Below are 11,686 nucleotides of genomic sequence, written 5' to 3'. Positions count from 1 at the left end.
ATATCCTCATCCATCAATAGCCGGCACCGATCAGTCGGCGCTCGAATCCAGTTTCTCGACCCACAGAGGCCTGATTTTAGCGAGCTGAAGAATGCCGGCCATGCCGATGCTTATAAATATCATCGCGAAGGGGAAGCGCATCCGGTACAAGGTGCCCACGTTGGCGACCGTCAGGCCAAGAAGCAGCATCAAACCCAAAGAAAATGCCACCGGGATGAGCAAAGCCACGTTCCAGCGGCGATAGCTAAACAGCCAATAGAGCAGACCGAAGTAGGCTATGTAGCAGTAAAACATTTCAACCGCCGAGATGTAGATCTCAACCGAGCTTGAGTTGCGCTTCTCCAGTGCCGTCCACTTCGACGGGAAGGGCGCGAAGAACGCGATCTGCAACGCGCGCGGAATGTAGCGGACCAGATCCTCGTTCTGGCAGAAGTCGATGCCCTTGTCGATATTGCTTGCGGCCGTCGTTCCACCGGAACTGGTAAACCCAGCTCGCGCCACGGCGATTTTGAGGAACGCCCGGTTGATCATGTTCTCGAGAAGCTCACCCTCTTTGAGCACAACAATGGGGCGGCACTCCTCAATGGCTTTGCGCGCGGCAGCCTCGGCTTCCGCACCTGCCGCATCCGCCGTAACCAGGCGCTTCGCGTCGGCACTGCGCACATCCTTGTTGGATTGCCAGATCAACATCGGCACGGCAAACTTTGCCGCATGGACCTGGGGGCCCGCGCCCTGAACCGGAATGGGCCTCATCCGCACGTCGACAAAGCTGTTGGCCATCAGGTACACCAGGACATTCAACAGCACCAGGATGCCTACTGATTGAAGATTGAATACCAGCGATCCACGGCGCCCAACCTCGGCCCGACTCACCAGGAGCCGGAAAGCCTGCCAGGCGGCCCGGATCACATGCCACAGCAGCAAACACACACCCAATATCAGGAACGGAAACATGAAATACGGGCGGAAGACCGATAAAACGACGAGCGCAATGAAGCTCGCGGCAATCAGCGGAAAAATTTGCCGGGCTTTCCGATCCTGTCGAAGCAGGCTCACCCAGCTCCACAAAGTCACCAGCACGCCGGCAGTGCAAAAAACATCCTTGTGTATTTGCCCGTACTGGAGAAGCGCTGAAGGGAAAACCAGATAAGGCAATATGGCGATAAGCGCTTCGTTGTCCTCGAGGTCGAGGCGTTTGAGCATCGAAAACAGCGCGACACCGCCCGTCGCGAACATCGCCGCGCTCAGCGGCAGCAGAGTCCAGGGCTTGGGCCAGAACAGGTAGTAAAAGAAGGCTGCAATACCTGTGATGGCGTTGTCACCATCCGGCCGCAAGCGAAACTCGCCCCATCCACCCTCGGCAATCCTGTGGGCGTGAGCCACTGCCTGCTCGTGAAAACCAACCCAGTCACGCCCGGCCAGCAAGCCGTTACCGGCGTGAAGCTGCGGGAACATGTAAGGCAGAACAACGAGCTGGATGGCCAAGCCGGCCAGTATTGCGTAAACGAATACGCACAGCCAGACTTTCAGCGTCAAATGCCTCGTCTGAACGGGGTGGGGCAAAGCGCTCAACGCATGCAACCTAGCGACGGGCGTAGTCTGCTTTGAAGACTTCAGCATACTCTTCAAGGCACACATGCCAGTCGCGCATCAAGTTCAAACCGCGCTGGTTGAGCTTGAGATTGACCAGTTTTTCGCTGGCAGGGCGCGGCGCAAAATACTGCTCCTTGAAGTGGTCGGAGGGCACCACCGTGACTTTGACCTTGTCGGCCAGTCCCATGAGCCTCACAAATTCCTGCGCCACTACAAACCGGCTCGCGGCTCCGTTGCAGACCTGGTTGTACAAACCGTACTGTTCACTTTCCACAATACCGCACAGGCCATTGGCGAAATCCACCGTATAGGTCGGCGTGCCGAGTTTGTCGTCAACCACGAAAAGCTCTTTGGCGCCCGAACAAATCTGCTTGTAGATTTTGTTAATGAACTTCTTGTCCTTGCCGGGTCCGCCGCCCATCATCCAGCCGGCTCGCAGGACATAGTGCTTTCTCACGCTATTTCGGACGTACTGCTCGCCGTAATACTTTGACTGGGCATAAACCGACAAGGGATTGGGCACGTGGAAATCGTGGTACAGGTCGCGTTCTCCACCAAAAATTCCGGCCGTGGAGATGTAGACGTAGGGCACGTCGAGTTCATTGGCTATCAGCCCCAGGTTTTCGGCACCCAGCCCGTTGGTCAGCCATGAGTTCTCTTGCTCTTTTTCGCAGAACTCGAGATCGGTCAATGCCGCCAGGTTAATGATCAGCTCAGGGTTGAAATCGACAATGCTTTTGCGTATGGAGGCCAGGTCGCGTACGTCACCGTATTCGAGCCAGCTCTCGATGCAGTTAATGTCGGTTGCCTTGATGATTGCGCCGGCGCCCTTGAGGCGCGCATACATCGCGTCGCCCAGCATGCCGCCACAACCAGCCACGTAAACACGGGTTCCATTCTCGATCTTCAATCGCCTCACCTTTTTCATCAATGTTGGAGTCTTGCCAATTCGCACTATTTGCCAAAGAGCGCCAGATAGGTCGGCACCTGCGAACGCACGGAATAGCGTGTATCAATATATTCACGAGCCGCCTGCCCCATGGCCTCCAGTTGGCCGGGATTGTTGAGCAACGACGAAAGCGCGTTGACCCATGACGCCTTGTCATTGTCCACGACAAAACCGGTCTTTCCATGCAGCACCACTTCGTGGCCCGATCCGGTGGACGAAACCACGGGTGCAGCGGCAACTCCGGAATACTGGATCGCCTTGAAACCGACCTTGCCTTGCTCCCACTCGCCCTGAGGCACTGGCATGATGCCGACATCCATGCCCGCCAGATCTTCGATCTCGGACGCCAACGCCCATTTTATGAAGCGGTAATTCTTCAGCTCAGGAAATTTGGGATCCACATCGCAGATAACCCTGAACTCAAAATCGTAGCGCGCCTGAAGTTCGCTGAGTGCTTCACGGACCAACTCGAGGTAGACCATGGTGGACTGCGTTCCAGTCCAGCCAATGACGGGGCGTCGCGTGGAAAGCGGCGGCTTTGCGATGGGCCGATGATAGTCCAAGTCTATCGTCGTGGGTAACAGCACAGCATTTTCATTGTACTGTTTCACCCAGTTGACAAGATAGTTGTTGCACACGGCCACCTTCATGCTGTGCCGCGTGATGAAACGAATTTTGGAGGACCATTTCGCAAATGCCACGATGCGGTTGACCTTGGACGTCTTGCTGATGAAGATCGCGTCGTCAAAATCGAATATCACCCTGCGCCCGAGCATGAAAAGAATGGCCTCGACGAACGGCGGTCCTATGGGCGTGGCTTCGCGATGCACAAAAATGTAGTCGTAAGCGAACACACGAGGCAATGTCAGCAATCGACGGGCAAAACCGGAGATGACACCGATTCCTTTTTGGAACATGTGACCCGGCTTGTACAAGATACGCATGGTGTCCATGTCGAGAAACGGGCGGACATCGATGTGAACGCCCCGCTCCCGCAGGACATCCAGGTACTGCTCAAACCGGAATCTTTGGCCCGGGCTGATCCCGAGCGGATAAGGGCAAAGAATGAGGACTCGGGGATTCGGGTTCATGGGTTCTGCACGGCCGCAACAGGACGGTCGTTTCTGATCGAGAAGACGTTTTCGCCGAGATAGACAAAATCCCGATCAAGTCGCGAAACGGTTTTGAGGAAATTGGAGGACGTTCGCTGGCCGGGAAACAGCCAATCGTGCATCTCGATGATCAGCACTGGAAACTCGTCGACCCAATCCGTATTGTCGGAAAACAGTTCCGACTCAAAGCCTTCAATGTCGATTTTGACGATGAACGGGAAATACCCTTTGGAGCGCGGATAGCGCGCCAGGATTTCCGGCACAGTGACGCCTTGCACGCCGCCCTCACCATCGGGCTCAGCCATCGTCGTGGTGAACGCATTTTTTTCCACGCTGGGATCGGTCAACACCAGTTTCGAGGGCCGGCTGGCAACTCCGGCCAGCACGGCGTCAAACGCGGCGTCGCTGCCGAAGTTTTGGCGCAGCACGCTGAAGTTATCCTCGCTGGGTTCAACTGCAACAATTTTGGAGCCCGGCCAGATATGCCGGAAATAGAGGCCGGACAATCCGATATTCGCGCCGAGATCCAGAATCAGGGGAGTCCCCTCACTGGCGTATTTCTTGTAGAGCGCCTCAAATTCAGGATAACGCTTGAGCGCCTTGAGGTTGTAGTCCTCATGGATGAATATCTGGTCGAACGTGAACCAATCAGAAGTCGCGGAACGCAGGACGATATCTGACTTGCAGTCGTTCAGGTTGTTGGCAACCGTCAGCCTGTCCATGCCCTCGCGTGCGCCATTCTTGCGATAGCTGAACGTCTCGGGAAACGCCCGCACTATCTTTGCATTGACGGTAGACAGCAGGAAACCGTTCAGGAGTTGAACAATTTTGCGGGGTGTCGGGATCCAATTCTTCATCATTCCTCAGTACCAGTCGTCCGGAGAGTCGCCGGTTCAGCCCTTTTGATCGGGCGTGGCATGGTGGGTGATCCAATCTGAAAACTGGGCAATATTCACAATTCCCGGCAGCGGCTGAAGGCTGCTCCACTGAATTTCCGCCCGGCTCTTCCTGGAGGAGAAAACGATCTTCGTAAAACGACTCCAGCTGGCCTTGTCAAAGAAAGAAAGCAGCAGTCCACCCCAGTCGCGCAGGGACAGCAAGCGCAGGTTGACCAGGAAGTCGGCCAGGCTCAAAACGCCCAGCTTTTTCTGCATGTACCACGCAAAAACCTGGCGCCGGACATAGCCGCCGCGATCAACTTCGATCCCGGTCAGCTTGGCGCCCAGGTTCTTTTTCAGCAGGTTGAGCCACATGTGCATGCCGTTGGTCAGATCGCTTCCAGGGAGCATTCCGGGAAATTCCGGGTCGATGCCTAGGTAAGCCAGGCCGCTCTTGTGCTTGCTGCTGTAGAAATAATGCCCAAACGACTTGGGGGAAACGCCCACCACAAGCAGTTTTTCGGGACTGAAAACCCATTTATCCGCCGTCAGCAACAGCGAATTGAGCGCGTAATGGTCAGGAAACGGAGGATGGAACCGCGGAAGCTTGTCGCGCCGCACCAGCGTGGTTTGCATATTCAACGGAATCCGCACCTTGAAGCGGAACATGTCGTGCACGATGGAAAACCGCTGATCAAGCGGCATGACCCCCTCTTGCGTCAGGTCAGGTCCGAAATTGAAGTGGGCACGGCTGTAAAAGCCATGCTCGTTCTGGCCGATCGAGTTCGGCGCGACATAGGAATAGCCGTTGTGCAAAACACAGTCTGGCTGCTCGTACTTTTCGATGATCTGGGCCATTCTGGCGAAGTATCCGGGGAGGAGGAGGTCGTCATCACCCATCATCATCATGTAGTCGCCCGTGGCCGAAAAAAGGGCGTTGTTCCAGTTGTCGGTAACCGAGATCGGCTCTTCAAGCCGCAATATCTTTACGCGTGGATCGCTTGCGTACTGGGCAATGATTTCCGGGGTTTTATCCGTATTGGCATTGTCCGAAATGATCAACTCCAGATCGTCGTAGCCCTGCCCAAGAATGGAATTGATGCAGTTTTCGAGGTAAGGCCCACCGTTGCGGGTAGGAAGCAGCACCGAGAATTTCATTTTTATTTCAACTTTCCAAACTTATTGAGAACCGGCGCTTATCCGGATCCATTTTCCTGTTTCATGATCGAACCGCTTGACCGGCCTGGCGGGAACACCGGCGACGACCGTATAAGCGGGCACCGAACGCGTCACCACGCTGTTGGCTCCGACAACCGAATGCTCACCCAGGGAAACGTCCCCGGCGACAAATGCACCATATCCAACCCAGGCGCCTTGACCAATACTTATCTGGCCGGGCAATAAAGGCTGGTCAAGAATGCTCAGAGTCGGGTTGGCGTAGTCGTGGTGGGAATCAGCAATGTAGACATTGTCCCCGATTGTTACATCGTCCCCAATCTGGATACGGCGCACGCACGACAGGGTACAACCGAAGCCTATGCTGACATTGTCGCCAATGCTGATATGGGGCGTAAAGGTCTGGCCGGCGTAGTTTTTGAGCGCCAGCAGACGGGTATTCCTGCTGATGCGGGAGCGACTTCCCAAACTTACACAATCAAGGCCTAAGGCCTGGATGAATGGGCTGACAAACGTCGCGGAGCCCATGCTCCGCAATACCTGCCGGTAGATCCACCCATAGGGGATTGCCAGCAGCGACTCAAAGCGCGCTTTTTCGAACAGTAGGCGAATGATGGATGTCATCGGCGTGTCAATCGTTTAAACACATGGCTAAAGTCGGCGCGCAGGGCCTGCGACAGCAATAGCCAGGCGATGGCCGCATACAGCAGCACACCCAACGCCAGCACGGCGACGGTTCCCCAGCCGGGCTGAACGGCCAAGGCGAGAATTTTCGCACTTCCGAACGCGACTATTCCGGCCAGCAGGAAAGGCAGCAGGTTGGCGCGCAACCACACCCCGAAGCCTTGCCGCATCACCCCCGCCTGGACCAGGGGCAACAGGGTGAACAGGTAATAGATATTCAGACCCGCGTAAGCGGCGGCGGCTCCGCTGATCCCGTATCGGTGAACCAACCAGTAAAGCGCCGGTAGATACAGCACCAGGGCCAGCAAATTGACTTTGAGCGGCAAGTTGGGCTGGCCGCAAGCCACGGCTGCCATATACGCATTGGAGACCACCGCGTTGAAAAAGAACCCGACGGCCAGCCAGGCCATCGTCAGCGAGGCCTCGTCGGCGACCGTAGCGTTAATCCACAGACGCAGGATCTCGTGACCAAAGAAAACCAGCGCGAAGCAAGGCAATGCCACGACAAGGCCCATCAACTGGCTGGCCTTGCTGTAGCGAGACAGCAGGTCCGCATGCCGGCCGCTACTGAAGGAATGCGAAAAAGCCGGAAAAGAGGCGCCGTTGATCGCGCTCTGCACGAGCGAGATGGCGATGGACGCGTTATAGGCGATCGAGTAGTACCCCAAAGCCTCGAGGCTCAGCAGTTTGGTGACGGCCAGGCGGTCGGACTGGCTCAACACCAATGCCGTAAGCGCGATGAGGTTCATGGCTGCGGAGTATTTCCAGATATCCTTGAACGAAGCCAATGAAAAACGGGGCCAGATTCGCAAGGTTGGAAGCAACCGGTACGTTGTGACGGCGTACACCACCAGTTCCACCGCGGAACTTATCGCAAACCAGACGAGAAAGGCCACCAGGTCGGGTACGAAGAAAAGTACGACCACTCCACCCACGAGGCGCAGTGTCTGCACGCTCGCCTTGACCAGGTTCAATACGTCCATGCGCTGCAAACCGCTGATGACACCGGTGTAAAAAGCAACCGGCCAACGCAGCCCCAGGTAGACGGCAATGATCTCAATGCCAAGCGTGACCGTTGCCGGCTCCAGCTTGGTCCGGCTCAACCAGAACCCAGCCACTTTTTCCGAGTTAAGCCACAACAGCACGGCAATCATGAGCGCAATGCCCCAGTAAACCGTTGAAGCCGTATTCACGGCATTGGCGCTTGCACTACGCTCAGGGCTGTGATCGGACGACACCACCTTGGTCACCGTGGCCGAAATGCCGAGATCCAGAGAACCCAGCAGCACCTGAAGGATCGTGATGAGCCCGACAAAGCCGAAGGCCTCGACACCTAGGAAATGCACCTGCACCGGCGTGACGGCAAGCGTCAGTATCCCGAGCCAGGCGCTGCCCAGGAAATTGAAGATGATGTTGGACTTGAGCTTAGCCACGGTTGTCAGCGCCGCCGTCACACCCGCGGCAAGCCGGCCTGCTCTCTCCACCAGTTGATCGTGTCGTCAAGCCCGCTATCGAGATCAAACTTCCTCTTCCAACCGGTCGAAACAAGACGCGTAATGTCGGGCAAGAGCAACTCCGGCTCGGTGTTCGAAGAGGGCACGCGGAATTTGACGAGCTCCGAGCCGTCCAGCTTTCCGGCTATCTTTTCAACAATATCGTGCAGCGTGGCCGACTCTCCGGACCCGATGTTCACTGGACCTTCGAGTTTGCTCTCAAGGAGTGAAACAAATGCGGAGGCGACGTCTTCCGCATGCGAATAGTCGCGAATCAGGCCGGCGTTTCCGCAGGTGGCAACCTCACGCCTGAGCAAAGCGTTTATGACGTAAGCTACAAGGCGCTGAGGATTTTCTCCCGGACCATAAAGAGAGAATACGCGGCCCCATGCACCGGGCAGCCCCACTTGCTTGCACCATGAATGCAGCATCAGCTGAAGAGCATGCTTGTAAGTACCGTAAAGGGTCGCGGGGAAGAGCGGCGTGGCGTCCTCCCGGCAAATACCATGGCTCCATTCGTATTCCGCGCAGGTCCCCGCAGTCACGAGGCGCTCCCCGCCTGCTTCCGTGAACTCCCTGACCAAACCCAGGCTACCTTGCACCCAGTTCAAATTCTCCGGCGCCGTCCAGTACCGGCCATGCTTGGTGTACCAGGCAAGATGGAGCAAATGGGAAGGTTTGACCCCGCGTACCAGTGCCTTCGTCTGGGCTGCGTCAAGAAGGCTGGCGTGATGCCACTGCACCGCAGAGGTGCTTGGACGAGGCACCGATGAAACAGCATGTACTTCGTAGCCCTTGGCATTCAGTTGCGCCAGGCAATACTGCCCGATAAATCCGCTCCCACCGGTAACAAGAACTTTCATCAAAATATCCGCAACGCCGGGACCGCGACAACAAACTGGCCGCCCCATTCCCGGACAAACTCGTTGGACTTGACCACCTCATCGGCGATGTTCCAGGGCAGGATGACGACGTAGTCGGGCCGGCGCTCGCGCAGTTCCTTGGGCGCCAGAATCGGGATATGGCTGCCCGGCATGAACTTGCCCTGTTTGGACGCGGCGGCGTCACAGACAAACGACACCAGGTCGGGTTTGACGCCCGCATAGTTCATGAGCGTGTTGCCTTTGGCGGCGGCGCCGTAGGCCGCCACCGTCTTGCCCGCCTTGTTAGCCTCCACCAGAAATGCCAGCAGATTGTTCTTTACCTTGTCGGCCTCGCGCTGAAAGCGTTGGTAAACCGCAAGATCCTGCAGGCCGCTGGATATTTCCTCGGCAAGCACACGCGCCACCGCGACACCATCGGCGCGCGCGTCGCCGGCATGGCAGCCATAAACACGAAGGCTGCCCCCGTGAGTCGGTATCTGCTCGACATCGCACACCCGCAACCCGGCCTTTGCAAACACCGCCTTGACCGACTGCAGGGACAAGTAGGAATAGTGCTCGTGGTAGACGGTATCGAACTGGTTCAGGCGCATCAGGCTCATCAGGTGCGGAAATTCAAGCGTGATGGTCCCGCCCGGCTTCAACGCTGTTTTCATGCCCGCGGTGAAATCGTTGATATCGGGTACGTGCGCATAGACGTTGTTGCCGATGATCAGGTCGGCTTGTTTGCCCGATTTCACGAGTTTTTCCGCAAAATCCTGGCCAAAGAATTCGCGGGCGACGGGAACACCGGCCGCTTCGGCCGCCGCCGCAGTGCTGTCCGTCGGTTCGACACCCAGGCAAGGCACGCCATTGGCGACGAAGTTCTTGAGGAGGTAACCGTCATTCGATGCCACTTCGATGACAAAGCTGTCGGAGCCAAGGCCCAGCCGCGCGGTGATCATTTCCACATATGAGCGGGCATGCGCGAGCCAGGTGGTCGATACCGAAGAGAAATAGGCGTAGTCCTTGGTGAAAAGCTCGTCAGAACGCGAATAGTCTTCGGTCTGCACCAGCCAGCATTTCCCGCAGACAAACAATTTCAGCGGAAAGTACTTTTCCGGGGCCTGAAGGTCGGCCGCGCTCAAGTAGGCATTGGAAGGCGGCGCGAAACCAAGGTCCAGAAATACATGTTCGAGCGGAGCGCTGCAATGGCGGCAATTCATACGGCAATACCCTGAAAATTTTGATGGAGGAGTGGATGTTTTTTGTCGCGCTCTGACACGTCGGTTACCGGCAAGGGCCACGGCAGGTTCAATACGGGATCATCAAACCGCACCCCACCCTCTGCCGAGGGTGTATAGCTTGCGGTGTGCAGGTACAGCAACTCCGAGTCCGGTTCAATCACCTGAAAACCGTGCGCGCAACCTTCAGGAATGACCAGCATCAGCGCGTTGGCAGCCGACAACTCCTGGGCATGCCATTGTAGAAAGGTCGGCGAACCCTTTCGAAGGTCCAGTGCGACATCCCAGACACGACCCCTCAGGCAACGCACCATCTTCATTTCCGCATGCGGCGCCTGCTGGAAATGCAGGCCTCGTATGGCGCCCACGGCGGCCGTGCGCGAATGGTTGATCTGCTCAATCCGGCGCGCCTCGACAGCCTGCGCCAGCTCACTTTCGCAAAAAAGCCTGGCGAAAGCGCCCCGGCTATCCTGGAATGCCTTTGTCTCCGCAACAAAAACACCCGCAATGGCTGTTGGAAGCAATTTCACGCCGCCCCCGTCCAGCCGATATTCCTTGACGTCGCTGCTGCAATATAGGCGGCCAGCTGCTGCCGGCTGAGCACTTCGCCTTTTTCCTGGTATGCACGGTACCAATGCGCCGTTTGCTTGAGGCCCTCGTCCAGGCCCCAGACCGGTGCCCATGGCAGCAGGGTGCGCGCTTTGGTGCTGTCCAGTTGAAGCAGCCCGGCCTCGTGCGGCTGGGGAGCATCCGTCACATGCCAGCGCAGCTCACCCCAGCTTTGTGTCAGCCGGGAGAGAACGGCCGAGACCGTTTGATTGCCTGATTCATCAGGCCCGAAGTTCCATGCCTCGGCGAAACCGGGCCGGCCTTCGAGCAAACGCTGGCCCAGGAGCAGATAGCCCGACAGCGACTCCAGAACATGCTGCCAGGGGCGGGTAGCGTGCGGCGAGCGGATCTCGACCGATTCGCCGCGCGCGCTGGCACGCACCAGGTCCGGAATCAGACGATCTTCCGACCAATCACCGCCGCCGATCACATTGCCCGCGCGGGCGGTCGCCAGCGCAGGGGAACCCTGCGAACTGAAATAGGATTTCCGATAGCTGGCCGCCACAAGTTCGGCACCTGCCTTCGACGCGGAATACGGATCATGTCCACCAAGGCGATCATTTTCCCGATAGCCCCAAAGCCATTCCTGGTTCTCATAGCACTTGTCAGTCGTCACCGCCACGATCGCCTTGACGCTTGCCGTATGGCGGCACGCCTCCAGCACATGGGCAGTCCCTTGCACATTGGTTGCCCAGGTACCCAGGGGATCGGCATAAGAGCGGCGCACCAGCGGCTGCGCAGCCAGATGAAACACCATCTCGGGCTGGACCTTGGCGACCAGCGCCTGAACGGCGCCATAGTCACGGATATCGAATTGATGCTCCTCAATACCCAGCTTCAGCAAATCCCAGTGGCTGGGTTGCGTATTGGGCGGCAAGGCCAGGCCCACTACCTCGGCACCCAGTTGCTGGAGCCATAGCGCCAGCCAGCTGCCTTTGAAACCGGTATGGCCGGTCAACAGCACTCTGCGCGCCTTGAAAACACCGCCGAAGGCCGTCATGCCTGGGCACTCCGGAGGGCGTGGCTTGACAGGTCGGCCCAGGATTGATTCAGATTTTCGAGAAGCACATGCACTTGATTGCTCGCTT

The 11,686-nt window shown here is 57.3% G+C and carries 11 protein-coding genes; all 11 read right to left on the bottom strand.

Going from position 1 to position 11,686, the window contains the following annotated elements; translation table 11 throughout:
* Window positions 1-30: 30 nt before the first annotated feature.
* From ACEN8I_RS13735 to rfbG, 11 genes are read right to left on the bottom strand one after another with little or no spacing between them, the layout of a single operon-like run.
* Entirely contained in the window at window positions 31-1,536 is a 1,506-nt protein-coding gene (locus ACEN8I_RS13735; protein ID WP_413329037.1) for a hypothetical protein, read from the bottom strand.
* A 46-nt stretch (window positions 1,537-1,582) separates the two neighbouring features.
* Window positions 1,583-2,503, bottom strand: coding sequence for an SDR family oxidoreductase (locus tag ACEN8I_RS13730; RefSeq protein WP_413329036.1), 921 nt, complete (start codon window positions 2,501-2,503; stop codon window positions 1,583-1,585).
* Between the two features lie 44 nt (window positions 2,504-2,547).
* On the bottom strand, window positions 2,548-3,633 hold the full coding sequence (locus ACEN8I_RS13725) for a glycosyltransferase family 4 protein (protein ID WP_413329035.1): 1,086 nt from the start codon (window positions 3,631-3,633) through the stop codon (window positions 2,548-2,550).
* A complete protein-coding gene (locus ACEN8I_RS13720; RefSeq protein ID WP_413329034.1) occupies window positions 3,630-4,511 on the bottom strand; it encodes an FkbM family methyltransferase in 882 nt (293 codons plus the stop codon). Before ACEN8I_RS13720 ends, ACEN8I_RS13725 begins: the two co-directional genes overlap by 4 nt.
* A 36-nt stretch (window positions 4,512-4,547) precedes the next feature.
* Window positions 4,548-5,690: a glycosyltransferase family 2 protein gene (locus ACEN8I_RS13715; protein WP_413329033.1), complete on the bottom strand. Its 1,143-nt coding sequence runs from the start codon at window positions 5,688-5,690 to the stop codon at window positions 4,548-4,550.
* 21 nt (window positions 5,691-5,711) lie between these two features.
* Window positions 5,712-6,332, bottom strand: a complete 621-nt coding sequence (locus ACEN8I_RS13710) for an acyltransferase (protein WP_413329032.1) — start codon at window positions 6,330-6,332, stop codon at window positions 5,712-5,714.
* Window positions 6,329-7,825 carry an oligosaccharide flippase family protein gene (locus ACEN8I_RS13705; protein WP_413329031.1) on the bottom strand — a complete coding sequence of 499 codons (1,497 nt, stop codon included), beginning with the start codon at window positions 7,823-7,825 and terminating at the stop codon, window positions 6,329-6,331. The genes ACEN8I_RS13710 and ACEN8I_RS13705 overlap by 4 nt, the downstream gene beginning before the upstream one ends.
* Window positions 7,826-7,842: 17 nt before the next feature.
* The gene (locus ACEN8I_RS13700) at window positions 7,843-8,748 is read right to left on the bottom strand and encodes an NAD-dependent epimerase/dehydratase family protein (protein WP_413329030.1); all 906 of its coding nucleotides are present in this window, start codon (window positions 8,746-8,748) and stop codon (window positions 7,843-7,845) included.
* Entirely contained in the window at window positions 8,748-9,971 is a 1,224-nt protein-coding gene (locus tag ACEN8I_RS13695; protein ID WP_413329029.1) for a class I SAM-dependent methyltransferase, read from the bottom strand. The genes ACEN8I_RS13700 and ACEN8I_RS13695 overlap by 1 nt, the downstream gene beginning before the upstream one ends.
* On the bottom strand, window positions 9,968-10,519 hold the full coding sequence (locus ACEN8I_RS13690) for a dTDP-4-dehydrorhamnose 3,5-epimerase family protein (RefSeq protein ID WP_413329028.1): 552 nt from the start codon (window positions 10,517-10,519) through the stop codon (window positions 9,968-9,970). The genes ACEN8I_RS13695 and ACEN8I_RS13690 overlap by 4 nt, the downstream gene beginning before the upstream one ends.
* Window positions 10,516-11,598: a CDP-glucose 4,6-dehydratase gene (gene rfbG / locus ACEN8I_RS13685; RefSeq protein ID WP_413329027.1), complete on the bottom strand. Its 1,083-nt coding sequence runs from the start codon at window positions 11,596-11,598 to the stop codon at window positions 10,516-10,518. The genes ACEN8I_RS13690 and rfbG overlap by 4 nt, the downstream gene beginning before the upstream one ends.
* Window positions 11,599-11,686 lie beyond the last annotated feature (88 nt).

The organism is Polaromonas sp. CT11-55 (genome assembly GCF_047303325.1).
Lineage (GTDB): Bacteria > Pseudomonadota > Gammaproteobacteria > Burkholderiales > Burkholderiaceae_C > Polaromonas.
Note: the sequence above shows the minus strand (reverse complement) of the source record. Positions and strands in the feature narration are given on the sequence as shown.